The sequence below is a fragment of the Roseibium sp. MMSF_3412 genome, assembly GCF_030733265.1.
Taxonomy (GTDB): Bacteria; Pseudomonadota; Alphaproteobacteria; order Rhizobiales; family Stappiaceae; genus Roseibium.
Genome location: NZ_JASHJI010000010.1, coordinates 43,537 through 69,758 on the forward strand (window position 1 = coordinate 43,537; position 26,222 = coordinate 69,758).

The 26,222-nt window shown below is 59.1% G+C and carries 24 protein-coding genes; 9 read left to right on the forward strand and 15 right to left on the reverse strand.

Features of this window, described 5'->3' with window-relative positions; translation table 11 throughout:
* Positions 1 to 19: 19 nt before the first annotated feature.
* Both RBB49_RS17620 and RBB49_RS17625 read right to left on the reverse strand, forming a co-directional pair.
* Positions 20 to 847, reverse strand: coding sequence for a phosphate/phosphite/phosphonate ABC transporter substrate-binding protein (locus RBB49_RS17620; protein ID WP_306144173.1), 828 nt, complete (start codon positions 845 to 847; stop codon positions 20 to 22).
* Positions 844 to 1,761 carry a fatty acid desaturase gene (locus RBB49_RS17625; protein ID WP_306144174.1) on the reverse strand — a complete coding sequence of 306 codons (918 nt, stop codon included), beginning with the start codon at positions 1,759 to 1,761 and terminating at the stop codon, positions 844 to 846. Before RBB49_RS17625 ends, RBB49_RS17620 begins: the two co-directional genes overlap by 4 nt.
* 381 nt (positions 1,762 to 2,142) lie before the next feature.
* Between RBB49_RS17625 and RBB49_RS17630 the strand changes: the two genes are divergently transcribed.
* Positions 2,143 to 3,474, forward strand: coding sequence for an FAD-binding oxidoreductase (locus RBB49_RS17630; protein ID WP_306144175.1), 1,332 nt, complete (start codon positions 2,143 to 2,145; stop codon positions 3,472 to 3,474).
* 101 nt (positions 3,475 to 3,575) lie between these two features.
* Complete coding sequence (locus RBB49_RS17635) at positions 3,576 to 4,697, forward strand: ATP-dependent RecD-like DNA helicase (RefSeq protein ID WP_306144177.1); 1,122 nt, start codon at positions 3,576 to 3,578, stop codon at positions 4,695 to 4,697.
* Here RBB49_RS17635 and RBB49_RS17640 read toward each other — a convergent pair.
* The gene (locus tag RBB49_RS17640; RefSeq protein WP_306144178.1) at positions 4,681 to 5,331 is read right to left on the reverse strand and encodes a TetR/AcrR family transcriptional regulator; all 651 of its coding nucleotides are present in this window, start codon (positions 5,329 to 5,331) and stop codon (positions 4,681 to 4,683) included. The two genes, RBB49_RS17635 and RBB49_RS17640, sit on opposite strands and share 17 nt — an antisense overlap.
* A 403-nt stretch (positions 5,332 to 5,734) precedes the next feature.
* Between RBB49_RS17640 and RBB49_RS17645 the strand changes: the two genes are divergently transcribed.
* Positions 5,735 to 8,203: a Tex family protein gene (locus tag RBB49_RS17645; RefSeq protein ID WP_306144338.1), complete on the forward strand. Its 2,469-nt coding sequence runs from the start codon at positions 5,735 to 5,737 to the stop codon at positions 8,201 to 8,203.
* Between the two features lie 146 nt (positions 8,204 to 8,349).
* Here RBB49_RS17645 and RBB49_RS17650 read toward each other — a convergent pair whose 3' ends face one another.
* Positions 8,350 to 9,105 (reverse strand): hypothetical protein, encoded by a 756-nt coding sequence (locus RBB49_RS17650; protein WP_306144179.1) that lies wholly within the window; start codon positions 9,103 to 9,105, stop codon positions 8,350 to 8,352.
* A 231-nt stretch (positions 9,106 to 9,336) separates the two neighbouring features.
* Here RBB49_RS17650 and RBB49_RS17655 point away from each other — a divergent pair, with 231 nt between their 5' ends.
* Both RBB49_RS17655 and RBB49_RS17660 read left to right on the forward strand, forming a co-directional pair.
* Positions 9,337 to 10,032 (forward strand): DUF2270 domain-containing protein, encoded by a 696-nt coding sequence (locus tag RBB49_RS17655; protein ID WP_306144181.1) that lies wholly within the window; start codon positions 9,337 to 9,339, stop codon positions 10,030 to 10,032.
* 99 nt (positions 10,033 to 10,131) lie between these two features.
* On the forward strand, positions 10,132 to 10,569 hold the full coding sequence (locus RBB49_RS17660) for a GNAT family N-acetyltransferase (RefSeq protein WP_306144182.1): 438 nt from the start codon (positions 10,132 to 10,134) through the stop codon (positions 10,567 to 10,569).
* Between the two features lie 12 nt (positions 10,570 to 10,581).
* Here RBB49_RS17660 and RBB49_RS17665 read toward each other — a convergent pair whose 3' ends face one another.
* From RBB49_RS17665 to glpD, 6 genes are all read right to left on the reverse strand, one after another.
* On the reverse strand, positions 10,582 to 11,274 hold the full coding sequence (locus tag RBB49_RS17665) for an MIP/aquaporin family protein (RefSeq protein ID WP_306144183.1): 693 nt from the start codon (positions 11,272 to 11,274) through the stop codon (positions 10,582 to 10,584).
* A 14-nt stretch (positions 11,275 to 11,288) separates the two neighbouring features.
* Complete coding sequence (locus RBB49_RS17670; RefSeq protein ID WP_306144184.1) at positions 11,289 to 11,777, reverse strand: arsenate reductase ArsC; 489 nt, start codon at positions 11,775 to 11,777, stop codon at positions 11,289 to 11,291.
* A 28-nt stretch (positions 11,778 to 11,805) separates the two neighbouring features.
* Positions 11,806 to 12,159: a helix-turn-helix transcriptional regulator gene (locus RBB49_RS17675; RefSeq protein WP_306144185.1), complete on the reverse strand. Its 354-nt coding sequence runs from the start codon at positions 12,157 to 12,159 to the stop codon at positions 11,806 to 11,808.
* 72 nt (positions 12,160 to 12,231) lie between these two features.
* Positions 12,232 to 13,572 carry an MFS transporter gene (locus tag RBB49_RS17680; protein ID WP_306144186.1) on the reverse strand — a complete coding sequence of 447 codons (1,341 nt, stop codon included), beginning with the start codon at positions 13,570 to 13,572 and terminating at the stop codon, positions 12,232 to 12,234.
* Between the two features lie 160 nt (positions 13,573 to 13,732).
* Positions 13,733 to 15,226, reverse strand: coding sequence for a glycerol kinase GlpK (glpK, locus tag RBB49_RS17685; RefSeq protein WP_306144188.1), 1,494 nt, complete (start codon positions 15,224 to 15,226; stop codon positions 13,733 to 13,735).
* A gap of 72 nt (positions 15,227 to 15,298) precedes the next feature.
* Positions 15,299 to 16,819, reverse strand: a complete 1,521-nt coding sequence (gene glpD / locus RBB49_RS17690; RefSeq protein ID WP_306144189.1) for a glycerol-3-phosphate dehydrogenase — start codon at positions 16,817 to 16,819, stop codon at positions 15,299 to 15,301.
* Between the two features lie 338 nt (positions 16,820 to 17,157).
* Here glpD and RBB49_RS17695 point away from each other — a divergent pair, with 338 nt between their 5' ends.
* Positions 17,158 to 17,556 carry a hypothetical protein gene (locus RBB49_RS17695; protein ID WP_306144190.1) on the forward strand — a complete coding sequence of 133 codons (399 nt, stop codon included), beginning with the start codon at positions 17,158 to 17,160 and terminating at the stop codon, positions 17,554 to 17,556.
* Positions 17,556 to 17,750, forward strand: coding sequence for a helix-turn-helix transcriptional regulator (locus RBB49_RS17700; protein WP_306144191.1), 195 nt, complete (start codon positions 17,556 to 17,558; stop codon positions 17,748 to 17,750). The genes RBB49_RS17695 and RBB49_RS17700 overlap by 1 nt, the downstream gene beginning before the upstream one ends.
* Positions 17,751 to 17,773: 23 nt before the next feature.
* Here the strand turns inward: RBB49_RS17700 and RBB49_RS17705 are convergent, their stop codons facing one another.
* Complete coding sequence (locus RBB49_RS17705) at positions 17,774 to 20,086, reverse strand: mechanosensitive ion channel domain-containing protein (protein ID WP_306144193.1); 2,313 nt, start codon at positions 20,084 to 20,086, stop codon at positions 17,774 to 17,776.
* Positions 20,087 to 20,375: 289 nt separating this feature from the next.
* Here RBB49_RS17705 and RBB49_RS17710 point away from each other — a divergent pair, with 289 nt between their 5' ends.
* Entirely contained in the window at positions 20,376 to 21,449 is a 1,074-nt protein-coding gene (locus RBB49_RS17710) for a DUF2336 domain-containing protein (RefSeq protein WP_306144194.1), read from the forward strand.
* A 33-nt stretch (positions 21,450 to 21,482) separates the two neighbouring features.
* Here the strand turns inward: RBB49_RS17710 and RBB49_RS17715 are convergent, their stop codons facing one another.
* The 3 genes from RBB49_RS17715 to fliI form a co-directional block, all read right to left on the reverse strand.
* A complete protein-coding gene (locus RBB49_RS17715) occupies positions 21,483 to 21,920 on the reverse strand; it encodes a paraquat-inducible protein A (RefSeq protein WP_306144195.1) in 438 nt (145 codons plus the stop codon).
* Positions 21,921 to 22,131: 211 nt separating this feature from the next.
* The gene (fliJ, locus tag RBB49_RS17720) at positions 22,132 to 22,539 is read right to left on the reverse strand and encodes a flagellar export protein FliJ (protein WP_306144196.1); all 408 of its coding nucleotides are present in this window, start codon (positions 22,537 to 22,539) and stop codon (positions 22,132 to 22,134) included.
* 28 nt (positions 22,540 to 22,567) lie between these two features.
* Positions 22,568 to 23,893: a flagellar protein export ATPase FliI gene (gene fliI / locus RBB49_RS17725; RefSeq protein WP_306144197.1), complete on the reverse strand. Its 1,326-nt coding sequence runs from the start codon at positions 23,891 to 23,893 to the stop codon at positions 22,568 to 22,570.
* A gap of 370 nt (positions 23,894 to 24,263) precedes the next feature.
* Between fliI and ctrA the strand changes: the two genes are divergently transcribed.
* A complete protein-coding gene (ctrA, locus tag RBB49_RS17730; RefSeq protein ID WP_029064643.1) occupies positions 24,264 to 24,956 on the forward strand; it encodes a response regulator transcription factor CtrA in 693 nt (230 codons plus the stop codon).
* Between the two features lie 137 nt (positions 24,957 to 25,093).
* Here ctrA and RBB49_RS17735 read toward each other — a convergent pair whose 3' ends face one another.
* Positions 25,094 to 26,062, reverse strand: coding sequence for an MBL fold metallo-hydrolase (locus RBB49_RS17735; RefSeq protein ID WP_306144198.1), 969 nt, complete (start codon positions 26,060 to 26,062; stop codon positions 25,094 to 25,096).
* Positions 26,063 to 26,222: the final 160 nt, after the last annotated feature.

Below are 26,222 nucleotides of genomic sequence, written 5' to 3' on the forward strand. Positions count from 1 at the left end.
GTGCAGCGCGAAAATCGGATCAGGCCAGCTCGGGATAACCCTGCTCGGCCGCACGTCGTTCCATTTCCAGGATCGGCGCATAGTCTGCGTCCGATATGGGCGAATATCCGCAGATCAGGAGGCGTGAGCGATCCTCGGCAAGCGTGACATCCTCGAAGACGGATTGCACGGCCCCAGCAATGGTTTCGGCTTCGGCTTCCGAAAAACTGAGCGATGATACAAGCGGGAGTCCGGGCACGGATGCAGTGCGTCCGATCGAACGAAGTCTATCCGTGAGAGCCGGCAATTCCTGGCAGGCGAGCGACCAGCACACCGCATCGACACTCGCGATATCCGCAACACCTTCCGCCACGGCGCGAAGGGAGGCCAGATGACCGCCGCTTTCGCGTACGCTTGAAAAGAACGGTGCACCGCTGGCGACCTTGGCAACTTCGAAACGGAAGGCATTCATGCCGGACTGGCTGTCAGGCCCGTTGTAGACCGCCCGGCGACCGCGCAAATCGGCAAGTTCCCGATGGCTGCTGTCTCTCGCCACGACCAGATGCGAACAATATCGCCCGCCTTCGCAGCCTTCGGCGGCATAGTGCGGAACACCGACAGGCCGGACCCGACCTTTGAGCGCGTGCGTCAACGGATAGCCGCAGGTCTGGCTCAGGAGCAGGCCGGGCTGTCGCCAGTTGACTTCCAGACCCCGGTCCTCCGGCCACGGAACGCAGTCCCTGGGTCTAAGTCCAAGCGCGTCTAGGAGAGCATCCTGCAACGCGTTTTCCAGACGCTCTGTCGCGGCCCGGACCTCGGGCCAGTCATACATGGGCAGCCGGACAGGATGATAGGTCCGGTGGCTCAAACCCCCGCCTCATCCGATTGTCGGCGTCTCAGCGGATGCGCCACCGGTTCCTTGACCTTGAAAAGGAATGTTGCGGCAAGTTGCAGATAGCTCCTGAACACATAACCCTCGTTGCGTCGCTGCCATGTCAGTTTGTTGGCGCGGTACATCGCCGGCAGATCATACCACGGAGCTCGAGGATGGGCATGATGAACAACATGCAGGTTGTTGTTCAGGAAGAGAAGAGAGAAGAGCGGGCAGAACTCCACGATGATCGAACGCGCTTCCGCGGTGTCATGGGCGCGGTGTTCGGCATAGGTGCGCAGCATAAGAAGGCTCATCGCGGGATAGGAGATGCAGCATATATAGAGCCATATCGGCATCTTGCCGACGAGCGTGATGAACAGCACGACCGGAACAGCGCCGATAAAGTGGTGCAGCCAGGCCCGCAGAACGACCATGTCGCCGGCGCGGATCATGCGCAGCTCGGACCCGAGAAAACCGATGACCGACACAAGCGGACCGATCAGCAAACGGCCGAGCAGGGTGTTGTTGACTGTCAGAACGGCCTGAATGAGCACGGGCAGCTTCTGCCAGTCCGACCAGGCCATGTAAAAGGTTTCGGGATCATCGTAAGGATCGGTGAGCCGGTCATTGTTGTGGTGACGCAAGTGCAACGACTTGAAGCGGCGGTAGGGAATGAAGAGACCGAGCGAACAATAAACCAGCGCCTCGTTCACTGCCGGATTGCGTGTCGGATGACCGTGCAGCACTTCATGCTGCAGGGACGACTGCAAGGTAACCACGAAAACTGCAAGGGGGCAGACGATCCATCCGCCCAGCGCCGGGTAGTTCCCGATCAGAAGCATCCATGCCGCTGCCGCGGCCAGAATCAAGGCCAGGGTCGGCCATTCGCGAAAGCTTGCACGCGTCACACATCACTCCAAACTGTTGAAAGAACCGGCGAATCCGGAGCCCGTCATCACCATGCCCAAAGACGAACGCGGCTTCAATTTGAGACTTTAGAACAAAATCCGCATGATTTCGCAAAATCATCATTCTGATGAATAAATTTAACTATGGTATTTTAAATCTACATTTCGTGCACTTTTTCATCTCGTATGCCTGTTTCGGAACACTGAATGGCGGTTTTCATTCTGGACAAACCACGCGCCTTCGCCTGACCTGAAAGCGAAATCCACACCCGGCGTGCCGATTTGACCAGCCAGGGGCGAAACAGCGGAGATGCCGTCCCTGCAAAAAGACGCACACTGCCCGGCCCGCCAGACTTGCGCAGACCAATGGAAACAGAACGTATGACTTCTGCCCCGACAGATCCGAACCAGACGCCGCAGACCTATGACGCGATCATAATCGGCGCAGGTGTCATAGGCTGCGCCATTGCCTACAACATGGCACGGGAAGGCCTGAAGACATTGAACGTCGATACACTGCCCGCGGCGGGCTACGGTTCGACATCCAGCTCCGCGGCCGTGATCCGCACCTACTATTCCACGCTCGATGGGACGGCGATGGCCTATGACGGCTATCACGACTGGAAGCATTGGCCGGAAACCCTCGGCGCGACGTCTGACGACGGCCTGGCACGGTTCGTTCAGACCGGAACACTGATCATGAAGACCGCCTCCAACAGCCTGGACGGCGTCCTCAAACACGCCGACACGCTTGGGATCACCTATGAGCTGTGGTCGTCGGACCAGATCCTGGACAGCATGCCAGGCTATAATCTGGAGTGCTTTTCCCCGGTCAAGACGATGGATGACGATGCCTTCGGAGCGCCGACGGGCGGACAGATCGAGGGCGGTGTCTTTTTTCACGCGGGTGGCTATGTCGACGATCCGCAGATCGCCGCAAGGAACCTGAAGGACGCCGCCGCAAAGCTCGGTGCAGAGTTTCTTTTCAATACCCGTGTCGACCGGATCCCGATGGAGAACAATCGCGTGACTGGTGTGATCTGCGCGGATGGAGGTTTCTTCAGTGCCCCCGTCGTGATCAACGCGGGCGGACCCCATTCGGGCAAGGTCAACGGCCTGCTTGACGGGGATCCTGGCGTCAGGATCGGTCACAGACCGCTGCGCCAGGAGGTTGTGCAGGTAAAACCGCCCGAAACGCTCGGCTACACGCGCGAAGGCATGCTGATTGCCGACAACGACATCGGCGTCTACATCAAGCCAGGCAGCGGTGGTCAGTTGATGATCGGCAGCCTGAACCCGCCCTGCGACACACATATCGTGGAAGACCCGGATGACTTTCGCCGGGATCTGACGGACCGCGCGCTGACCTACGCCTACCGGTTTTCACAGCGTCTTCCGGCGCTTGGCGTCTCGCAGCATCCCCTGGGTGTCGCGGATCTTTACGATGCCACCGACGACTGGCTCCCGGTCTATGACCGGAGCGATGTCGACGGCTATTATCTTGCCATCGGCACAAGCGGCAACCAGTTCAAGAACGCGATCGTCGCCGGACGCCTCATGACAAGGTTGGTGGCCTATTGCGAAGACGGCAACGATCACGACCGCGACCCGCTGCAATTCCGCCTGAAGCACATCGATCACACGCTCAACGCGGCGACATTCTCGCGCAGGCGCGAGCTGACGAAGGAAAGTTCGTTCTCCGTTCTGGGTTAGGATCGCAAACCCGCATGCCGCGTGCTCAACTGATTTCGCGCTTGGAGGAATCGGACAAATCAGGTTAAGCAACCGGGTCCGCAATTCTCGGGAGCACATCTGTGGCCTGGTCTCCGCAACAAGACGACGCACTCAACGAAGCCGCGGCTTGGCTCAAGCGCGGTGACCGGCAGGTTTTCCGGCTGTTCGGTTACGCCGGGACGGGCAAGACAACCCTGGCGCGGCATCTTGCCGAGGACATCGACGGGGATGTCTGCTTCGGCGCGTTCACCGGAAAGGCCGCCCACGTTCTTCGGCAGAAAGGCTGCGAGGATGCCGGCACGATCCATTCCCTGATCTATCGTCCGCGTTCGGCCAAGGAAGAAGAAGACCTGGACGACGACGACGAAGACAGCGGCCCGCAATTCGCCATCAAGAGGGACAGCGCTGCCGCAACCGCCAAGCTGATCGTGATCGATGAATGCTCGATGGTCGACGAGGAACTTGGCAAGGATCTGCTGTCATTCGGCACGCCTGTTCTCGTGCTCGGCGATCCGGCCCAGTTGCCGCCGGTCAAAGGCGGCGGTTTCTTCACCGAGGCCGAGCCGGATGTTATGTTGACCGAGGTTCACCGGCAGGCTCAGGACAATCCGATCGTGCGCATGTCGATGACAATCCGGGACGGCGGCAAGCTGGACTACGGCACCTATGGCGAAAGCAAGGTCATCCACCGGACCGAGATCGACAAGGACCAGATCCTGTCGTCCGATCAGGTTCTGGTCGGCACCAACAAGACACGGCGGCTCTACAATGGCCGCATTCGCGAACTCAAGGACTTCACCACGCCCATGCCTGCCGTCGGCGACAAGCTGGTGTGCCTGCGCAACGACAAGACCAAGGGCCTGTTGAACGGCGGCCTTTGGGCAGTCAAGCGGTTGCGCCAGCCGCGCGGAAACACGCTTCGTTTCGACGTCGTATCCGAAGAGGACATCGCCAGAACAACGGTAAAAGTGAAGGTGCTGCCCGCCATGTTCGAGGACGGCGCGGAAAGCATTCCCTATGCGATACGGCGCAAGGCTGATGAATTCGATTACGGCTATGCCCTCACCGTGCACAAGGCGCAGGGATCACAATGGGACGATGTGATCCTGTTCGACGAGAGCTGGGCGTTTCGTGAACACAAGAGCCGCTGGCTCTACACCGCTGTCACGCGTGCGGCTGAAAGAATCACTGTCGTAAAGTAGGCAGACTGAACCCGTCGCCGTCGAAGACCGTATCCGGGTCCCGGACCGGCAGCGCGCGCAATCCCGTTTCAACGAAGGTTTTCAGATCCGGCTCGCTGATCCCGCTTCGACCGAGCATCGCAATGGCGGAGAATTGGCCGTCGAGAAATGTCGCCGCACTGTCGATGTCGGCGTCAGGCGCTATTTCACCGGCCGCAGCGGCTTTTAGCAGCCGCTCCCGGATCGCGGTAAACCGGGATTCACGCAAACCATTGACGACTTCACGGTGACGCTCGGTTCCGTAGGTGCAATCGACGATGGCGTTCACCAGAAAGCAGCCGGAGGGTGTGTTCTTGTCGAGTGTCAGGTCCGCAACCGCCCCCAGGAAGTCCCGGAAGTCGTCAACGACATGTTTCCTGGCTTCCTGAAGCCGAGCGAACACCGGACCGCCATAGGTTTCAAAATAGTGGAGCAGCGCCTTTTCAAACAGCGCTTCCTTGTCGCCGAAGGCGGCATAAAGCCCCGGCTTTGCCATACCGGACGCATCGGCCAGGTCGTTCATGGAAGTGCCGGAGTACCCGTTTTGCCAGAATGCAACCATCACGGACTGCAAAGCGTCCTTGGCCTGTATCTTTCGCGGGCGTCCACGTGCCATCTTTCGCTTCCCCTGTTGCCAGCCAGCCTGGTGATCAAAACGACGGATCAACCGCTATGCTGCACACGCCCCCCGATACGCCTTTAACGCGTACAACACCAAAGTCGATCAAGGCATTTATGCCAAAGAATAACGCCAAACGGGTACTACAAAATACGCATTTTGTTACATTTCGTTCGGCAAACTCCGAAAAACAATCAGCAAGTGTGCTCGGATTGCATAAATCTTCTAGATTTAAATTAACCTGGAAAAGTATTCGCCAAGATCTCCGCAGCGCGCGGCGATGGCCGTGTTCACAACCCGAAATTTGCCGGTGGACGGTGGAAGCGGATCTCTTTTCGGCCGGATCAGGGCAGCCTATCTTGCATCGTTCGAATTCGACCACGCACGAGACGCCGCAGACATGACCAGTATTTCTTCCAAGAGCACCGAACAGGCGAACAACGCCCGGGCCGCATCTGCAGACGTTGCCCTGCGCATCGCCCACCGTATTGCCGACGAGATCGGATGCAAGGCAGGTCAGGTGAACGCCACTGTTCAGATGCTGGATGAGGGGTCAACCGTCCCCTTCATTGCGCGTTACCGAAAGGAAGCCACGGGCGGGCTGGATGACAGCCAGCTGCGCAAGCTGGAGGAACGGCTGATCTACCTGCGCGAGCTGGAAGACCGGCGCGTTGCGATCACACGCTCGATCGAGGAACAGGGCAAGCTCACTGAGGAACTGAGCGCCGGCATACAGGCAGCCGAAACAAAGTCCCAGCTGGAAGACATCTACCTGCCCTACAAGAAGAAACGGCGCACCAAAGCCCAGATCGCGCGCGAGGCCGGGCTGGAACCGCTCGCCGATCTGCTGCTTGGTGATCCTTCCAGAACGCCGGAAACCGAGGCATCCGCCTTTGTCGATGACGCGAAAGGCATCGCCGATACCAAGGCAGCGCTCGACGGCGCCCGCCAGATCCTGATGGAACGTTTTGCCGAGAACGCCGAACTGGTCGGCCGCCTGCGCCGCCATGTGGAAGACCGGGGTGTTGTGCAATCGAAACTGGTTGACGGCATGGCGGAAAAGGGCGCCAAGTTTGCCGACTATTTCGACTATTTCGAAAGATGGTCGAAGATCCCGAGTCACCGCGCGCTCGCCCTGTTCAGGGGCCGCAACGAAGGCATTCTTTCCGTTGATCTGACCGTCGACGCCGACGACGTCTCGCCGGTGCTTCCGGCGGTTAAAATGGTCGCGGACACCTATGCGATCGCAGACAGGGGCCGACCGGCGGACAAGTGGCTGATGGATGTCGCCCGGTTCGCCTGGAAGGTGAAACTGGCACTCCATCTTGAACTCGACCTGATGGGCGTCCTGCGTGACAAGGCCGAAGAGGAGGCGATCCAGGTCTTCGCAAAGAACCTGAAGGACCTGCTTCTGGCAGCGCCTGCGGGTGCAAAATCGACGCTCGGCCTCGACCCGGGCATTCGCACCGGGGTGAAGGTCGCGGTCGTGGACGACACGGGAAAGCTGGTCGACACGGCAACAATCTATCCGTTCCAGCCGCGCAACGATATCTCCGGGTCGCGCGCCGCCCTGCTGGCGCTGATCGCGAAACACAAGGTCGGCCTGATCGCCATCGGCAACGGCACGGCAAGCCGCGAGACCGACAAGCTCACCGGTGATGTGCTCACCGACATTCCGGCTGCGCAGCGTCCCGTGAAAGTGATCGTCAACGAGGCCGGCGCTTCCGTCTATTCGGCCTCCGAACTGGCGGCAAACGAGATGCCGGATATCGATGTCTCGCTGCGCGGTGCTGCTTCCATTGCCCGCCGCCTGCAGGACCCGCTCGCCGAACTCGTGAAGATTGAACCGAAATCGATCGGCGTCGGCCAGTACCAGCATGACGTCAACCAGACGCGGCTCGCCCGCGCGCTGGACGCCGTAGTCGAAGATGCGGTCAACGCGGTCGGCGTCGACCTCAACACCGCCTCGCCCGCCCTGCTTTCCAGGATCTCGGGCCTTTCGGACAACCTTGCCAGGGCCGTTGTCGACCACCGCGATACAATCGGGCGGTTTGAAAAGCGCTCACAGTTGAAAGAGGTCCCGCGCCTTGGTGCCAAGGCCTATGAACTGTGCGCAGGTTTCCTGCGCATTACCGGCGGCAAGGAACCGCTCGATGCCTCCTCGGTACACCCGGAGGCTTACCCTCTTGCCAAGCGCATCGTGAAGGCCTGTGGCCGGGATGTGCGCCAGCTGATGGGGGACGCGTCCGTCTTGAAGGCACTCGACCCGTCGGACTTCACCGACGAAAAATTCGGCCTGCCCACCGTACGGGACATTCTCTCCGAACTTGAGAAACCGGGCCGCGACCCGCGCCCCGAATTCAAGACGGCGGCACTTCAGGATGGTGTTGAGGAAATCTCCGACCTGAAACCGGGCATGAAGCTGGAAGGCACGGTTACCAACGTCACCAATTTCGGCGCCTTCGTCGATGTCGGGGTGCATCAGGACGGCCTCGTTCATGTCTCCCAGCTGGCCGACCGCTTCGTCGACGATCCGCACCAGGTGGTCAAGGCCGGCGATATCGTCAAGGTGACGATCCTCGACGTCGACGTTCCGCGCAAGCGGATCTCCATGACCATGAAATCCCAGGCCGACTATCAGGGTCAGCGCGACCGGTCGGACAGGGACCGGTCCGCGCGCGGCAACAGCAATCAGGGCAACCGCAATCAGAACCATCGCGGTCCGGGCGGACGGGGCCCTGGAGGCGGCGGCCCGCGCGGCGGTGGCGGCGGCAAAGGCGGCGCGCCCAAAGGCTCAAGCGATGGCGGTGGTGGCAACAATGCCATGGCGGCAGCGCTCGCGGCGGCGATGAACAAGAAGCGGAAATAATCATCAGGCGAAGATGTCCGCTTCCGCAACGGGGGTCTCACCCTGTTCTTCAAGATCCTTCAGGTAGGCCTTCTTGACAACGTCTGAACATCAATTCAATGCAGATGCCGTTCCGTACTGCCCGATAGTCGGGACACAGGATGGCCTCAAGCAAACACTTCCACATCGAATTGGGAGGTATCTCCGAGCTCCCGGAGGTCCTTCAGATAAGCGCGTGCAATCGTCACCATGAGCATCGCTTCGCCTGCAATCGAGATAAGGGTCGATATCACCATCAAAAGAAAGCTGAATGCGTGAACTTCGCCGGTTGAGGTGACGGGTTGCAGCTCCGGCCCGCCCGCCTGCAAAGCCAAATACAAAATGGCGCTCACAAGCGAGAAGGGAACGTAAATTCCACCATACCTTGGAAGTAGATATCCAGCCTGCCGCAGTGCTCTTTTCAGCGCGGCCCGAATGCTGTCCGATTTCTGCAGGAGCTTGGCCGGCAAAATAGTCCCAAGCAAGTAAGCCGGTACGAACAGACACACCAGCGTGAAAAGGACATAACCAGCAACAAATGAGTCTTGCTCTTTTGTTGCGTCCGACGCTGTTTCGAAAAGGTAAGTAACGAGTTCCGCGCCTCCGAGAGCGAGCACGAAAAACACCAGAAGGTACCAGATTGAGAAAGTGATAAACTGCTTCAGATTGCGTTGTGGCTTCTGCGCCTTCAAGATCCTGCAAAGCATGAAAAAGCAGAAGATGGCGCCAAATGGTGCATAGAGATATACAAAGTACCAAGTGTCTTCGAGCCACGTGTCGACGACTGTCAGTATGCAGTTGACGATCACATGTGCCAGCACCAGCCAACGCAGCGCATAAAGAGAGCTAAAAGACTCCGCGAACAGGTTTCTTTCTTGATGCACTTGAAGTCTCACGCACTGATGTTTTTGCCAATCATCGATAGTTTACCCAGAATTGCAACCTCAAACTGACACCACTCCATATCAAGCAGGTAGACGATGGAAAAGGTAGTGCCTTCCAACACTTCGAAGACGCGCAGAACCGTGAATTTAAGGAGGTGATCCACATAGTCTCGACCCGCAAAAACTTTAGGTCTAAGCTTTCGGTTCAAAGCGTGACACGAGGGTAACGGCATGTCGGGGGAGCCGAAGGAAAATGCCGGGGAGGACTGGCCGAAGCAGGACATTGAGTCCGGCACCATCGGCGCGCTTGCCCATCTATACCGGGCCGAGGTTTTCCGCAGCACCCACTGGCGCACGCGCCTCGACAACACAACCAACTGGGCCGTAGTCACGACGGGGATCGCCCTTTCCGCAACCTTCGCCAATCGCGAGGCCTCTCCCCTGCCGATGGTGCTTGTCGGCCTGCTGGTCACCGTCTTTTTGATCTTCGAGGCGCGGCGCTACCGCTACTACAACATGTTCCGTGCCCGCGCCCGGCTGATGGAGTCCGATTTCTACGCGCCGATCCTTTATGGCAAAAAGGTTCCCTGGAACGGCGACTGGGCGAAGCTCCTCGCTGACGACTATGAGACGCCGCACTACCACATCAGCCTCGTCAGGGCGGCCGGGCGGCGCCTGCGCAGCAATTATTCCTGGATCCTCGCCATCCAGGCGGTTGCCTATTTCGGCAAGCTTGCCATTCATCCCGTGCCCCTGACCGAGCTCTCCGAAGCCTTCGAACGCGCCGCCATCGGTCCCCTGCCGGGCTATCTCGTGTTTCTCGCCGGTGTGATCTTTCACACAAGCTGGATCGTCTTTGCCATCGTCACGCTGCGCCTTGACAAGCGCTACCGCAAGAAACGCAAATCGCCCATGCAGGCGATCTGAGGCAACGCGGCGACCCGCCCCAACGGCGCCAAAGAGTTGACGCCGGTCAGGAGACCGGTTGAAACTGAAACCCACAGGCCGGTTAAGTGGCGGACAGACATGAGTTACGTCGAGATCTCGTTTGCAGATGAAAAGGACAAGGCTGCGACTGCCGCAGCCATCGAGGACCACCTGTTGCAGGCCCTTGCGCAGGAAAACGAGCAATCGGACAACGAGGCCTTCGTGCTCAAGGCAACCGACGAAACGGGCAGGCTTCTCGGCGGGCTCAGCGCCAGCACGTCATACCACTGGCTTCTGATCAAGACGCTCTGGGTGGACGACAGCGTGCGCGGAGCCGGTCTCGGCGCACGCCTTGTGGAACTGGCCGAACACGAGGCCCGACGGCTTGGCTGCCATGCCGCCTGGCTGGATACCTCAAACGAAGCCGCGCACCGGCTCTACCTCAAGCTCGGCTACGAGGATTTCGGTTTGATCGGCAACCTGCGCGGCCAGGCGCTGCCGGATCACCGTCGCTGGTTCATGAAAAAAGACCTTTGAACCTGCCCGGCTTCACGAACTGACGGCTTTCTCACCGGCCGTCTTTTCCGGGGTCAGCAACCAGGAAAACAGGGCAAGCGCCAGGGCGGCTCCGATAAATTCGGCGACGATGAACCCCGGCAGATCGACGGGCCGAATCCCGGCGAATGTGTCTGTGAAGGCGCGGGAAATCGCGACCGCCGGATTGGCGAAGGACGTCGACGCCGTGAACCAGTAGGCGGCCGTGATATAGAGCCCGACGAGCCAGGGCACGGCCGCTTCCCGGAAGCGGATACCGGCCAGGATACTGGCCAGCAGGCCGAACGTCGCGACGATTTCAGCCACCCATTGTGCGGGTCCGGTCCGGGCCGTGGTCGAGGCTTGAAGCACCGCTTCCTCGAACATGACATGGGCGATCAGCGTGCCGCATATCCCACCGGCGATCTGGGCGGCGATGTAGCTGAGGCCGGCGGTCAGGCTCAGGTTGCGTTTCAGCCAGAAGACGAAGGTCACCGCCGGATTGAAATGCGCACCGGAAATCGGACCCAGGATCGTGATCAGGACAACAAGGATCGCGCCCGTGGGGATGGTATTGCCCAGAAGAGATACGGCGACATCGTCTGAAAGCCTGTCGGCCATGATCCCCGACCCGACCACCGTTCCGACAAGCATTGCGGTGCCAAGCGCCTCGGCGGTCAGGCGCTGCTTCAAACTGAATTCTGACATGAAGGAAACCCCAGTTAGTCGGAGATGGCGCCTATGGCCGCCAGTCTGTTTTTGCCGTCATCGGCGGTAAAGACATCGTCACCGAGGGCAAGCATGTCGTTGATCCGCCGTTCAAGCCTCTGATAGGCCAGATCGAAGGCCGCCCCGCGTGCTTCATCGTCACCTTCCACCGAGGCGGGATCGGGAATGCCCCAATGCACGACCATCGGATGGCCGGGCCAGACCGGACAGGCCTCGCCCGCCGCGTTGTCGCAAACGGTGATGATCAGATCCATCTTCGGCGCATCTGCGCCCGCGAACTCTTCCCAGCTCTTGGAGCGGAACCCTTCGGAAGACAGGCCATGCCGTTCCAGACAGGTCAGCGCATCGGGATTGACCGTACCGCGTGGTGTCGAGCCGGCCGAGAAGGTCGTGTATTTTCCCTGCCCGAGATGACGCAATAGCGCCTCACCCAGAACAGAGCGGGCGGAGTTCGCCGTACATAAAACGAGAGCATTGCGCATTGTGGGAGTGTCCGCCTGGATATTGGCCTCAGAGACCCTTTGTGTCTGAGCACGAAACGGTGGTGAACAGATTGGCGATCGGCGCGCACAGATCCGGGTTTCCGCCACAGCAATCCCGCAGAAGAAAGGTCACCAGAGACTGCATGGTCGCCAGGTCCGCAATGTAGTGAATGGAACGCCCGTCGCGTTCAGCCCGCACGAGTGCGCAACGCGACAGAGCGCCGAGGTGGGTCGACAGGGTATTCGGTCGAACGTTGAGTGCGTCTGAAACGGCACCGGCGGTCATGCCTTCTTTTCCGGCTTTCACCAGCAGGCGAAATACGTCAAGGCGTGTTTCCTGACCAAGGGCGGCCAACGCATTCAGGGCGTCTTCTTTTTCCATAATTCGAGAATACTCGAAATAACGAACAATTCAACAGCGTTTTCGAAGCTGACCGAAGAACGGACTTGGGCATCAGACCTTCCGGTAGGCAACAAGCGCGTAGACGAAGGCCAGCGCGACAAGCACCGCGGCGAGACCCAGAACGGCCTCGTAGCCGCCGAGGGCAAACGCGGCACTTGAAGCGGAGAGCCCCACCGTGCCGCCGATCATCTGTGCCGCCATCGCGATCCCGCCGCCCTGTCCGTGCTTGTATTCCGGAAGCGAGCCCATGATGGCGGCCCGGCTTGGCAAAAAGAGAAACGGAAAGGCAACGCCTGCAACGAGCAGACCGGGCGCAAACAGCAACGTGTCGTTCAGCGGTGCAGTAAAGTACAGCCAGAGCAGCGAGGCCAGCAGCAGAAGGTGCCCGATAAAGGCAAGCTTGCGCGGATGCGTCTTGCCGACGAGCCGGCCGCAATAGGCGGCAACGAATGGCTGCGGGATCGGCGTCAGCATCACCAGCAAACCGGCGGTGAGCGCGCTGAGCTTCAACTCCGTTTGCGCATAAAGGGCGACGAAGACAAAGATCGGCATCTTGGCGTATTGCGCCATGAACAGGTTCACATTGCTCGCCGAAAACACAGGGTTGGTGAAAAGGTCCACCTCGATGAGTGGAGCGTCCTGGCGCAGTTCGAACCGGCAGAACGCAGCGATCATGGCAAGACCACACACAAGCAGCAACCAGATAACCGGACTTCCCCAGCCCCAGTCGTCAGCCTCCATGAGCGCAAACACGATGCAGAACATCCCGCTTGCGATCAGCACCAGTCCGGTCCAGTCGATGCGCCGACCGGGCGGCCGCTCAACGTCGCGCCAGGTCAGCGAAACGACAACAGCAATAACGATCACAAGAAAAGGATTGATCCAGAAGATCCAGCGCCAGCTCAGAAACTCGGTGAACGCACCGCCCACAAGCGGACCGAGCGACAGGAAAATGGTTCCGACAGAACCCGTGACGGCCAGAGCCATCCCGTGCTGTTCCTTGGGGAACGTCATGGTCACCATGGCCATGAACAGCGGAAACATGACCGCCGATCCAAGGCCCTGAAAAGCGCGCGCGATAATCAGGACTTCCCCGGACGGTGCAAAACCGCAGACGACGGAGAAGATACCGAACGTGGCAAGTCCCAGAAGGAACATGCGCAGGATACCGAACAGGTCCCCGAGTTTGCCGCCAACGGCGACGAAACACGCAAGGGTCAGCAGGTAGGCATTGACGATCCAGTGCGCGGTATTGCTGGAAAGCGAAAAGGTTTCCTGGATGGAAGGCAGCGCGATCCCGACGACAGTCTCGTCCAGCAGCACCAGTCCGAGTACGCAACTAACGGCTCCGAGCAGCCACCACTTCCGATTTGCCTCGCCGATCAACTGCATGGCGCCCCCACACCAACACGTTCACACGGGGGGCGTCCCCGTGAACACGGTCGAAGGGTGAATGAAAAGCTCTGAGGAAACAAGGCGTAGCTTTGCTGACAACAGAAAAGCTTTCGCCCAAAAGAAAAAAGGCTCCCGCCTTGACGGGAGCCTTTTCGGATCAGTCCACCCCAGTCCGGGTGCGCGTGACCGCGTCTTTCCACCCGGCGAGAAGCCGGGACCGGTCCGCCTCGGACAGTTTGGGCTCGAAACGTCTTTCCAGCTGCCACTGCGCCGAAAACACGTCCTCGCCCGGCCAGATCCCGGCCTTCGAGCCTGCCAGCCAGGCGGACCCGAGAGCCGTTGTTTCCGCAACGGTCGGGCGGTCGACGGGCGCGCCCAGAATGTCGGCCAGAAACTGCATGGTCCAGTCGGATGCCGTCATGCCGCCATCCACACGCAGAACCGGTTTTTCCGCATCCGACCAGTCGGCGCGCATGGCATCGACCAGATCGCTGGTCTGGTATCCGACGCTTTGCAGAACGGCACGCGCGATTTCCTTCGGCCCCGTGTTTCGCGTCAGACCGAACATCGCACCGCGGGCATCCGCGTCCCAATAGGGTGCGCCAAGCCCGACGAATGCCGGCACCAGGTAGACGTCGTGGTTCGGGTCGGCCTGTTCAGCGAGTGACTGCGTCTGTTCGGCGCTGTCGATCAGCCCAAGCCCGTCGCGCAGCCATTGCACCGCCGCACCGGCAACGAAGATCGATCCTTCCAGAGCATAGGTGGTCTTGCCATTCAGCCGGTAGGCGATCGTCGTCAGCATCCGGTTGTGCGAGCGAACAGCGGTTTCGCCCGTGTTCATGAGCGCAAAGCAGCCCGTGCCATAAGTCGATTTCACCATGCCCGGCTTGAAGCAGGCCTGCCCGACCGTCGCGGCCTGTTGGTCGCCGGCAACCCCAAGGATCGGGATAGGTCTGCCGAACAGTTCCGCATCTGTTGCGCCGAACTCGTCTGCGCTGTCCTTGACCTCCGGCAAAAGGCTCATCGGGATGTTGAGCACCTTGCACAGGTCCACGTCCCAGCGGTTTTCATGAATGTTGTAGATCAGCGTGCGCGCGGCATTCGTTGCATCGGTTACATGTACGGTGCCGCCGGTAAGCTGCCAGATCAGCCAGGTGTCGACGGTTCCGAAGGCAAGCTCGCCCCGCTCCGCACGCGCCCGCACCCCATCGACATTGTCGAGCAGCCAGGCGATTTTTGTTCCGGAAAAGTACGGATCCAGCAACAGCCCGGTCTTGGCGGTGAACGTCTCCTCAAGCCCCTGCTCGCGCAAGCCTGCGCAGAATTCCGAGGTCCGCCGGTCCTGCCACACGATGGCATTATAGACCGGCTCGCCGGTCGACCTGTCCCAGATCAGCGTTGTTTCGCGCTGATTGGTGATCCCGATCGCCTCGACGCCCGCGCCCTGGTCCGGGGCTTTTTCCATCGCTTCCCGGCAGACCCGCAGCGTGCTGGTCCAGATATCCGACGGAGAATGCTCCACCCATCCGGACTTCGGAAAATGTTGCGGAAACTCCTGCTGTCCCACGCTGATGGGGCTGAAGCCGTCGTCGAAGACGATCGCACGGCTTGACGTTGTGCCCTGGTCTATCGCCAAAACACATCCGGCCATGGCGCACCTCCCAATTTTATTGCTTGTTTGTAAAGAGCTGCCGGCGCGCCCGGCAGCCTGATTTGTTTCCGACTATGCAGCAGCCCCGGTCTGGTCTGCAAGATGGCCGGACATGTAGGCATCGAGTGCCTCAGCTTCCTGCTTGCCGATGCGCAGCCCGAGTTTCGTACGCCGCCACAAAACATCCTCGGCCGTGCGTGCCCATTCGCGGTTCATCAGCCACTTGACTTCCGCTTCATGGAGATTGGAGCCGAACGCCTTGCCGAGATCATCCAGGGAAGCCGCCTCACCCAGTATCCGCCTGGCATCCGTCCCGTAAAGACGGGTCAGCCGTGTCGCAAAACCGGTGTCGAGGAATGGATAATCGCGTTCCAGGGCGGCAACTTCAGCATCAAACGCATCGACCTGGAAATCGCCGCCGGGCAGCGGCTTCTTGTCGGTCCAGAGGCCGCTCTTGAAGGGCACGAAAACCTCAAGTTTCGCGAGCACCTGTTCGGCGAGTTTCCGGTAGGTCGTGATCTTGCCGCCGAAGACGGACAGGACAACCGGCCGCTCATGGTCACCGTCAACCTCAAGAACGTAGTCGCGTGTTGCCGCTTTCGCGTCCTTCGCCCCATCATCATAAAGCGGCCGGACACCTGAATAGGTGTGCACCACGTCTTCCGGCGTGATCTTCCTGTCCAGGTATTCGCTCGCGGCAGCACACAGGTAGGAGACCTCGTCCTCAGAGATACGCACGTCGCTGAGATCGTCCTGATAGTCGACATCCGTCGTCCCGATCAGGGTGAAATCCTGTTCATAGGGAATGGCGAAGACGATCCGGCCGTCCCCGTTCTGGAAGATGAAGCAGCGGTCGTGATCGAACTGGCGCGGCACGATGATGTGGCTGCCCTTGACGAGACGAATGCCGGACGTGTCGTTCTCGCCGACAACGCCATGAAGAAAATCGGCAACCCACGGTCCGGCCGCATTGACAAGCGTGCCGGCGGTTACCGTTCTCTCGTCTCCGGTTGCTAGATCCTTCAGCGTGACCGACCACTTGTCACCGTCGCGTCGCGCGCTCACGCATTTGGTCCGTGTCAGGATTTCCGCACCCCGGTCGGCAGCATCACGCGCGTTGAGCACGACGAGACGCGCATCGTCGACCCAGCAATCGGAATATTCAAACCCCTTGTGGAACAGCTTTTTCAGGCCTTGCGAAAAGGGCGCCTGATCCAGCCGCACCGTCTTGGTCGCGGGCAGGCGCTTGCGTCCGCCCAGATGGTCATACATGAAAAGTCCCAGGCGCAGCAGCCAGGCCGGACGAAGATCCTTGTGATGCGGCAGGATGAAACGCAGCGGCCACGCGATATGCGGCGCGATCCCCCACAGAACCTCGCGTTCCTTCAGCGCTTTGCGGACCAGATCGAACTCGTAATATTCAAGATAGCGCAGTCCGCCGTGGATCAGCTTGGTGGATGCGGAAGACGTCGCTCCGGCGAGATCTCCCATTTCGGCGAGAAGGACGGACGCACCCCGTCCGACCGCATCCCGGGCGATCCCGGTTCCGTTAATGCCACCCCCGATAACCAACAGGTCGTAGTCAGCCGCCATTGCCTCGTCTCCGGCTCGAATTGATATGCGCAATCATCCTAAAACGAAAATAAAGCGAAACTTTGCGAAATTCAATCAATGATTCTCGTCGAACCGCTTCCCGTGCTTTTCCTGCCTCTGGAAAGGTTGGGAAAACACGTCCGAAAGCCGCACGACTTGAAATCCAATACTGGTATGAATTTCCGGAAACAGGTCACCGCCACCAGCCCATGCAGCCTTAAAAATGGCTGACTTGCATCGAAGAACAGTGCTTGCTCACACGCCAAAATGTAAAATACCCTTTACATTTCGTCAAAATGCGATATGGAAAGGAAGCTTTACATTCTGGAGGTTTGAACATGACAACCGAACAGGCGAATTTCCGCTTTTTCAAAGTTTTTGTCCCGGCAATGATCCTCTATGTTGCAACCACCGCCGGAATCGTGTGGCTTTCAGACCGGCACGCTCTATCACCCCATGTCCTGTATGTTCTGACACTCGTTCCGATTGGCGCAATCTTCGCCGCTTTTTGGGCACAGTGGCGCTTTGCCATGGAGCTTGATGAGTTCCTCCGGCTGATCCAGATAAAGGGAACTCTGATCGGTGTTGCCTGCATCATGATCATTGCGTCCGGATGGGGTCAGCTCGAAAGACTGGCGGATGTGCCGAGGCTGCCTGTGTTCTGGCTTCTCCCGGTTTTCTGGACGGTCCAGGGCCTTGCGACCACCGTTATCTCGAAACGCGAAGGCGTCTTTTGATGAAGAACCGCCTCAGGGCGCTGCGGGCGGAGCGCGGCTGGTCCCAGTCCGTTCTCGGGGATCAACTCGATGTTTCCAGGCAGACGATCAATGCCATCGAGGCTGGACGATACGACCCGTCCCTGCCCCTGGCATTCAAGATCGCGCGGCTGTTCGGACAATCGATCGAAGACATTTTTGATGACCAGGACTGACCGGAAAGGCCTGCGCCGCACGCCTAGCGCCCATCCTCTTCCGGCGGCGCGTCGTCCGTCGGCTCAGGCACGTCCGTCTTCTTTTTCTTTCCGCCTGCCTTTTGAAGCGCATCCTCCGCCGCGAAGGGCGGCGTCGCGGCATGATAGGTCACCTGCGGGAACGGGATTTCGATGTTCCGCTCGTCAAACACCTGCTTGATGAACTCGTTATAGGCCCGCCCGACACTCCACTGGTCACCCGGCGTTGTCTTGATCCGCGCGCGGATATCGATCGAACTGGCACCGAACATGGTCACGCCGTGCATCTCCAGATCGCCGAAGATCTTGGACTTGAAATCGGTCTCCTGCAGGCGCCTGAAGGCTTCGACCATCGCCTCCTTGGCATAGGCAATGTCGGTGTCATAGGAAACGCCGATAAGCGCGACGTGATAGGAGAAGCCGCGCATGAAGTTAGACACCATGTCGACGGACGAAAACGGAATGATATGCGTCGTGCCATCGAGATCCCGGATGCGGACAGAGCGGATTGTGATGCCTTCCACTGTACCCGTGATGCCGGCCACCGTGACGACGTCGCCCTCGTTGATGGCGTTTTCGATCTGGATGAAAGCGCCGGTGATGATGTCCTTCACCAGCGTCTGTGCACCGAAGGAAATCGCCAGGCCGACCACACCGGCACCGGCGATCAGCGGTCCGATATTCACCCCGATTTCGGACAGCGCCAGAAGGGCGGCCATCACCATGATGATGATGGTGAAGGCGTTGCGGAACAGCTGGAACAGGGTCCGCTCACGCGCGCTGACAATGTAGCCTGCCCGCGACTGCAGGCGCAGATCGACCCAGGACATCACCGCGAGCCAGACCAGGAAGGCCACCAGCAGCACCATGATCGCAGCCCCGTAGCTGCTCACCAGCGCGGACCCGGTTTCGCTGTAGAACCAGTCGATCACCGCCAGAAGACCCCAGATATCCAGGAGCAGCAGGATCGTGCCGAGGAACACCACGAAGCGGATGATCTTCAACAGGCGCGGCACGAAGGCGTTGAGCCGGTATTGAAGCGCGGGGAGTTTCTGGTGAATGTCTTCGGGCAGCCTGATGCCGCCCTTGATGGCCCGGGTCATGACAAGCGACAGCAGCATACCAGCCATGATGGTCACGATCGAAAGGGCGGTTGCACGCAGGATAATCGTCGTCGCATCGAAGGGGCGCGTGACCCAGACGAGAAAGACGGCGATGATGTAGCCATAGGCACCGACGTGCCAGAGGTTGCCGAGATTGGCGAGCGCGCGTTGCGCCAATGTGGTGTGCATGGTTTCGGCATAGGCTTTCGCGCCTTCGCGAACGCTGACCCGGTTCCTCTTGATCAGCACCATGAGATAGATCATCCCGGTGAGCACGATAATGAACCGGAGCGCGTTGCCGAGCACGAACGAGACGGCCAGGTTTGCCGCGGGCACCGCCAGAAAGACACCGAAATTGTTCCAGTACATGTAGATCCGCAGACGCGAATACCAGTAATCCGCACCCGCGTCGGAAAACGGCAGCAAACGCAGTTCCGGCCGCTTGGGTGCGAACACGAAACGCAAGGCGACATTCGACATGCCTGTAATGAAGAAGGCATTGAGCGCCAGGCTTTCCTGGATCGTGACCCCGGTTTCAAGACCGCCGAAACCGGCCAATGCCACCAGGTAACCGACACCGAGCCCTATCGCCACGGTGATGGCATCGATCGTGGTCGTGACCATGAGAATGCCGGCGCGCATCAATCCACCGCCATAGCGTGCACGCATGGACATTTTCGGATAGATCAGCCGCGCCACGAACTGCGCCGCGAGGAACGCGGCATAAGCCACCGCCAAAACGATGGCGACCTGCAGCAGGACCTCCTGCACCCGGTCCCACTTGATCGGAATGTCTCCCCGCAGGACCAGCAGCAGACCCCTCAGGGAATGGCGTGAGCGATCCAGAATGACGCCGATCTCGTCGGCAAGCGCGCGCGTGTATTCGCCGACCCGGATGACAAAACTCTGACCCGCGGAAACGGCATCGCCAGAGGACGCTTCCTTGGTATCCGCCGAGTTTCCATCGCCCGCTCCCTCATCAGCTGCCGCCGGTTCGCCGCCTGCATTCTTCTCCAGAAGTTCGATCAGTTCGTCGCGGCTCTTGGGATCGTTGAGGATCTTGATTAGCGCCTCACTCGCCTGTTTGACGTCGGGCGTCTCACTGGAGGCGCTCCCTCCGGACGAAGCCGCACTCTCAGTCTGGCCTGCGGCAGGAACCGCCGAGAGCAGAAAGAACCCGAAAAAAACAGCAAGGCACAGGCGCATGATCTTCATGTTGTATTCGCTTTGTTGATGCGCGAGGGGCGCACTCTTTCATACCCGAAGAATAGAAAGGAGCACAGCCGGAAGGAAAGCCGTTTGCCTATACATCCAACGGTTTTCGAAGAACGGGAATTCGAAGACATCTCTTATCGAAAAATTCTTTAATCTGATCAATTAATTGCAGGATTACACCCTCTCCTCGACGTCCCGTTGAAGACTATTCAGCTGAACTACTGCTGGCCCACTTTTCGGTAACGTAAAAATAACAATATTGACTAATTATTCCTCGTACGGAGGAAAAATGCCCAGTTCACTCATCAGGCTTGCAAAAGATGAGACTGCGGAAGCGAGGCAAAGACTTTTTGCCGAGGTCAGCAGGCTTGTCGCATCGGATTTGGAAGACAGATCCGACTCCGAGCTTGAACTGTTCGCGGATGTCATGCTGAAGCTCTATGGCAGCAGCGCGACCGACGACAGATTGCAACTGGCCCAGAAACTCGCGCCCAGTACACACAGCCCGGCGGAATTGCTCCGCAGGATCGCACGCGACGAAGTGAAAATCGCGAGCCCTGTCCTGGCTGAAAGTCAGACGCTGACAAGACAGGATCTTCTGGACCTTGTCGAACAGGTCAGCGAGGAGCACATACAGGTTCTGGCACGCCGCAAGGATTTGCCCGTCGAGGTTTCAGACGCTCTTGCCGCGAAAGGCAGCGCAGCCGTTCTCAGGATACTTGCAGCGAACACGCACATAACGCTGTCGCGCGAGACCATGAACGGCCTCGTCAAACTTGCCGCTGAAGACGGTGCGCTTCGGAACGGACTCGCAAACAGGAACGACCTGCCCCCTGCTGTTTGCCAGGAATTGCTGCCGCTTGTCGACGACGAAGCAAAGAAACGGCTGCGCACCGCCATTGAGGGGTCGCTTTCCAAGGAACAGCTCGACCAGATTGCCCGGCTGAAGGTTCTGCGCAAGACGTTCGGCGAAGCATTGGGCAACCAGGATATCGGAACTCTGTGGCGCGAGGCAGAGCGTTCGGCAGTGACGCTGGATGAGCTCATGATCCTGCTCTTGCAGGATGGCCGGTTTCATCATGCAATCGAATTGCTGGGCGCAAGGGGCAGGATCGCGCAGTCCGCGCTCAAGGACGCCATGTTCAACGGCAAGCGCGATGTCGTCATAAGAACGGCAGCCAAGGCCGGGCTCGACGTTCCGGCATTTGCGCTCCTTGCCAAGGCGCGTTGCGCGCATCTCAAATTGCCGGCCGCACAAGGCGGCGAATGGACAGGCGCCTATGCGAAACAGATCGCAGATGCGGCCAAGGCCAGAGAGGACCGCTGCGACGACTTTCAGGCGCGCCGGCGCGACAAGGCCTGAAAACGCGGCATTGCCCCATCGAAGCTCACGTCGCTAGATCCGCTTGCAGAGACTGGCTGCCGCGGCCGTCGAGAGCGTTGCACCGGCGTAGAACCACAGACCGGGTAGAAGCGTTGCGGCGGCCAATCCGCTTGTCTTCGCTGCAAACAGGACGAGAGCAACCAGCATCACATCCAGCATGGACCATTTGCCGACAGTCGATAACAGTGCCAGCGAACGGGACGCGCCGCCCCCGGTAAACGCGGCAACATGGATAAGCAGGATCTTCGCGGCTGGAAAGCCGACCGAGAAAAGCCCTACAACGATCGCAAGCGCAGCATCTCCCTGTATCCAGAGTCCCTGGATCAATTCGATGAGACTAGGACGTTCTTCAAGAAAATAGAGCTTCTCAAACCGCATCAGCGGCTGGGTCAGCCCGAGCGCGAACGAAAACGTGGACAATGGCAGCAACAAAGCCAGAAACAGTTTCATTGAAAAAGGGCGCTCCGTGGCATGCGAAGAATCACAGTCACAGACAATTGACCACGCGCGAACCGGATTGCAACGCGGTAGCTGCCAAAAACGACAAATTGTGGAGCTTGTTGCGGCGCCGCCCGACCGCAAATGCTGCGGTCAGGAGAGAGGGCTGTCAGCTTGCCGGCAAGCGCCGACGAACCGGTCAGGGGAAGAAGAAATACGCGTGTTAACGCAGGCGTGCTCTCGCTGCGACTTCGTCGAGTTGCTCCTGCTCGGCCATTTCCTGGGCCGTTCGCTCGCGCTGGTGGTCGCGTTCTTCCAACTGTTCGAACTTTTTCAGCTCTTCGATCGCCGCGCTCAGTTCATCCTGCGCGCGCTGCAGCTGATCATCGAGTTCATGCGCGGAATTCCGCAGATTATCGCGGCGGTCGGCAGCCGCCTTGGCAAAGGTCGGATAGGCAAAATGTGTGACATCCGTGATGCCGACGCGTTCCTGCTCAGTCCGGATCTGATCATCCAGTTCATCGGCCATGCGATTGAACTCGGCAATCATGCTCTCGATCTGCGCAAGCTGGCGCCGTTTTTCATCAACTTGAAACCGCTTCAAACGGATCAAACTGTCGCGGGTTTTCATAACTCAATACTCCCCTAACATGGGCAGTCTACCCCGGAGTCATTTCCAAAAGGTTGGCAAGATGCAAATAACCTTCAGAAAGTGACGTCGCCTCGTCCTTGCCCTGATTCAGAAAGTCATCGATCAGCTCGAATCTGTGGATGGCCTCATCGACCGTTGGGTCGGACCCCTTCCGGTAAGCGCCAAGGCGAATGAGTTCTTCCATATCCGTGTAGGTCGCCAGCAATTGCTTCGCCTTGCGCAGAACAGGCTGGTGCTCGGCCGGGACGCATCGCGGCATTGTCCGGGATACGGACTTCAGCACATTGATGGCAGGGTAGCGTCCGCGCTCCGCAATGCCGCGCTCCATGACGATATGCCCGTCCAGTATCCCGCGCACCGCATCCGCGACCGGTTCATTGTGGTTGTCGCCTTCTACAAGCACGGTAAACAGGCCGGTAATCGACCCCGTGCCTGTTTTGCCCGGACCAGCCCGCTCCAGAAGGCGCGGCAACTCCGTAAAAACGGTTGGGGTATAGCCCTTGGATGTCGGCGGCTCGCCGACCGACAACCCGATCTCCCGCTGCGCCATGGCAAAGCGTGTGACCGAATCCATCATGCAAAGCACATTCTTGCCTTCGTCACGAAAATGTTCGCTGACCGTCATGGCAAGATAGGCCGCCTGCCGGCGCATGAGCACGCTTTCATCGGATGTCGCAACGACGACGACGGACCGTGACAGGCCCTCTTCCCCCAGATCGTCTTCGATGAATTCCTGGACCTCGCGCCCGCGCTCGCCGATCAGACCGATCACGGCGACATCGCAATCGGTGTTTCGTGCCAGCATCGACATCAGAACCGACTTGCCGACCCCCGATCCGGCGAAGATGCCCATGCGCTGCCCTTCGCAGCAGGTTACGAACGTGTTCAGCGCCCGCACGCCCAGATCAACCGGTGCACCGACCCTTTGCCGCTCGGAAGCCGGCGGCGGCGCGCTGCGCAACTTGCGGGGAACCGCCCCGTTGGCGATTGCGCCCTTGCCGTCGATGGGCTCCCCCTGGGCGTTCACGACGCGCCCGAGCCAGGCCTCGCCGGGATGCACGACGCTCTCGCGGGAGCTGATGACGGCCCGGCATCCCATGCGCACGCCCTCGAGCCCGGAAAACGGCATGCAGAGTGCCTTGTCTTCCCTGAAGCCGACAACCTCCGCCGGTACCTTGGGATTGTCCTCGCCATTGTCGATCAGCAGACGCGAGCCGACACTCATCTCGTGGATCGGACCGGCGATTTCCACAAGCAGGCCCTGAACCGCCGTGACCCGACCGTAAATTTCGGTCGGCAAAAGCGAATCAATCTCGGCAAAAAGCGCCTTCAAACGAAATTCCTTTCACTGTTAACCGTTTTGGTAACCGATCGTTTACGACTCTGGTTAATCTTAACCTTTGGAAGGCTGACAAGCGATAGCCATTTCGAAGTCAGACCGGCTTTGTCGAAAGGAATCTGAACGGAATCGGTTAGATCTGTTTCTTAATGTTCAACATTAAGCTTTGTGAATTCGTGTTTTTTTTGGGGATTCAACAAGTTGTCCGTTGTTCACAGATTCATTTCTTCGGAGCTTGCCGCTGCGAATCATATTTTGTTAACCATTAGCCGGTAGCTTTGAGTCGGGGTTAACAACAGTCCTTCGTAGCGCACCGACAGAGCCGTTGCGACTTGCCCAGGAAAGGCAGAACAAGGGGATTGGCATGCGTGTATTGTTGATTGAGGATGATAGCGCCACCGCGCAGAGCATCGAGTTGATGCTGAAGTCCGAGAACTTCAACGTCTACACGACAGATCTTGGCGAGGAAGGCATCGACCTCGGCAAACTGTACGATTATGACATCATCATGTTGGATTTGAACTTGCCGGACATGTCCGGATACGAAGTTCTCCGGACACTTCGCGTGTCGAAGGTCAAGACACCGATCTTGATCCTGTCCGGAAATGCCGGCATCGAAGACAAGGTTCGCGGTCTGGGCTTCGGCGCTGACGATTATATGACCAAGCCGTTCCATAAGGACGAGCTGGTCGCCCGCATTCATGCGATTGTCCGCCGGTCCAAGGGACATGCCCAATCGGTCATCGTCACCGGCGACCTGAAGGTAAACCTGGACACCAAGACAGTCGAAGTTGGCGGACAGCGTGTCCACCTGACCGGCAAAGAGTACCAGATGCTGGAGTTGCTCTCGCTGCGCAAGGGCACGACGCTCACCAAGGAAATGTTCCTGAACCATCTTTATGGCGGAATGGACGAGCCGGAACTGAAGATCATCGACGTCTTCATCTGCAAGCTGCGCAAGAAGCTCGCTTCCGCTACGTCAGGGAAGAACTACATCGAAACGGTCTGGGGCCGTGGATATGTTCTGCGCGAACCCGAGGTCGAAGCGGCGGCATAACCGGCTGGACCACGCTGAAATTCATCAAAAAGGCCCCGGAAAGATCATCCGGGGCTTTTTTCTTTTGGTCTCGGAGACCGCGCATAAAAAAAGGCCGGCGATGCCGGCCTTTTCGTGTGTGCACAGTATTGATCAGATCAGAGATGCATCTGGTAGGACGCCGGGACGTAACGGAAACCGCTGCCATCAACGGCAACGTAGCCGACGGCCGGGAACGGCATGTGGTAGCCGACAAACGGGATCCGGTCGGCCGCAAGCATGTCGAGAACGGACCGGCGAGTCGCAGCTGCGGCTTCCTTGTCCATGTCGAAGCGCACTTCCCATTCCGGGCGTGCCAGCGACCAGACATAGTGGTTTGCAAGATCCGCCGCCAGAAGGAGCTGCGCGCCGCCGCTTTCCAGCATATAGACCGTGTGACCCGGCGTATGGCCATGGGCATCCATCGCGGTAATGCCGGAGGCCACGGAGCCGCCACCGTTGAGGAACGTCATTTTTTCTGCGAGCGGCTTCACGTTCTTGGTCATCAGCTTGGTGACGCCGTTTGCTTCCGGGTCCATTGCCGCCCAGAAGTCATACTCCTTCTGTGCAATCACATAGCGCGCATTGGGAAACGCGGGAGCACCGCCTTCCATTAGGCCGCCGATATGGTCCGGATGCATGTGCGTGATGACAACGACATCGACCTGCTCAGGTGTATAACCGGCGCTCTCCAGCGCTGCGCGCATGTTTCCGCGTGCCGGACGCCCGCCTTCACCGACACCCGTGTCGAAAAGAACGAGTTCGCTGCCGGTGTTCACCAGGGTCGGGGTGAAATAGGCCCTGAATGTATCGGACGGAATGAAATTGTCGTCGGAATGGGCAACGAACGCGTCCGGCTCGACATTCATGCCAAAGGTTTTCTGCGGTTCGCCGACCGTGACCGCGCCATCCAGGAGCGTGTTCACTTCAAATTCGCCAACGCTGTACCGCGCGACGGGGGCCGTCATGGCACCCTGCTTTTCCGCTGCAGCATGTGCAACACCCGCTGTCGTCAGGCTTGCGCCGGCGATCGCTCCGCCAGCTCCCAGAAGAGCGGCCCGGCGCGTCAGTTCAACTTTTAATCCCATTTCAGTCTCTCCGGCAGCCTCGACATTTTCAACCTGGACAAGCGGAAAGAAACAACCCGAGGCCAATTCAATTTCAGGATTGTGTCTCGCTTACCGCGTCGCCCTTGCGGTCAAATTGGCGCAATAAAGCCGAAAGGAAACCCGCTTCTTCTTCAAAGAC

What these genes read in the sequence shown, in the direction of transcription:
- glpD (WP_306144189.1), bottom strand. Translation starts at nt 16,819, where the DNA reads ATGGCGGCTGACTACGACCTGTTGGTTATCGGGGGTGGCATTAACGGA.
- RBB49_RS17675 (WP_306144185.1), bottom strand. Translation starts at nt 12,159, where the DNA reads ATGGAAAAAGAAGACGCCCTGAATGCGTTGGCCGCCCTTGGTCAGGAA.
- RBB49_RS17700 (WP_306144191.1), top strand. Translation starts at nt 17,556, where the DNA reads ATGAAGAACCGCCTCAGGGCGCTGCGGGCGGAGCGCGGCTGGTCCCAG.
- RBB49_RS17660 (WP_306144182.1), top strand. Translation starts at nt 10,132, where the DNA reads ATGAGTTACGTCGAGATCTCGTTTGCAGATGAAAAGGACAAGGCTGCG.
- RBB49_RS17680 (WP_306144186.1), bottom strand. Translation starts at nt 13,572, where the DNA reads ATGCAGTTGATCGGCGAGGCAAATCGGAAGTGGTGGCTGCTCGGAGCC.
- RBB49_RS17705 (WP_306144193.1), bottom strand. Translation starts at nt 20,086, where the DNA reads ATGAAGATCATGCGCCTGTGCCTTGCTGTTTTTTTCGGGTTCTTTCTG.
- RBB49_RS17670 (WP_306144184.1), bottom strand. Translation starts at nt 11,777, where the DNA reads ATGCGCAATGCTCTCGTTTTATGTACGGCGAACTCCGCCCGCTCTGTT.
- RBB49_RS17645 (WP_306144338.1), top strand. Translation starts at nt 5,735, where the DNA reads ATGACCAGTATTTCTTCCAAGAGCACCGAACAGGCGAACAACGCCCGG.
- RBB49_RS17655 (WP_306144181.1), top strand. Translation starts at nt 9,337, where the DNA reads ATGTCGGGGGAGCCGAAGGAAAATGCCGGGGAGGACTGGCCGAAGCAG.
- RBB49_RS17665 (WP_306144183.1), bottom strand. Translation starts at nt 11,274, where the DNA reads ATGTCAGAATTCAGTTTGAAGCAGCGCCTGACCGCCGAGGCGCTTGGC.
- RBB49_RS17715 (WP_306144195.1), bottom strand. Translation starts at nt 21,920, where the DNA reads ATGAAACTGTTTCTGGCTTTGTTGCTGCCATTGTCCACGTTTTCGTTC.
- glpK (WP_306144188.1), bottom strand. Translation starts at nt 15,226, where the DNA reads ATGGCCGGATGTGTTTTGGCGATAGACCAGGGCACAACGTCAAGCCGT.
- RBB49_RS17640 (WP_306144178.1), bottom strand. Translation starts at nt 5,331, where the DNA reads ATGGCACGTGGACGCCCGCGAAAGATACAGGCCAAGGACGCTTTGCAG.
- ctrA (WP_029064643.1), top strand. Translation starts at nt 24,264, where the DNA reads ATGCGTGTATTGTTGATTGAGGATGATAGCGCCACCGCGCAGAGCATC.
- RBB49_RS17630 (WP_306144175.1), top strand. Translation starts at nt 2,143, where the DNA reads ATGACTTCTGCCCCGACAGATCCGAACCAGACGCCGCAGACCTATGAC.
- RBB49_RS17735 (WP_306144198.1), bottom strand. Translation starts at nt 26,062, where the DNA reads ATGGGATTAAAAGTTGAACTGACGCGCCGGGCCGCTCTTCTGGGAGCT.
- fliJ (WP_306144196.1), bottom strand. Translation starts at nt 22,539, where the DNA reads ATGAAAACCCGCGACAGTTTGATCCGTTTGAAGCGGTTTCAAGTTGAT.
- RBB49_RS17695 (WP_306144190.1), top strand. Translation starts at nt 17,158, where the DNA reads ATGACAACCGAACAGGCGAATTTCCGCTTTTTCAAAGTTTTTGTCCCG.
- RBB49_RS17710 (WP_306144194.1), top strand. Translation starts at nt 20,376, where the DNA reads ATGCCCAGTTCACTCATCAGGCTTGCAAAAGATGAGACTGCGGAAGCG.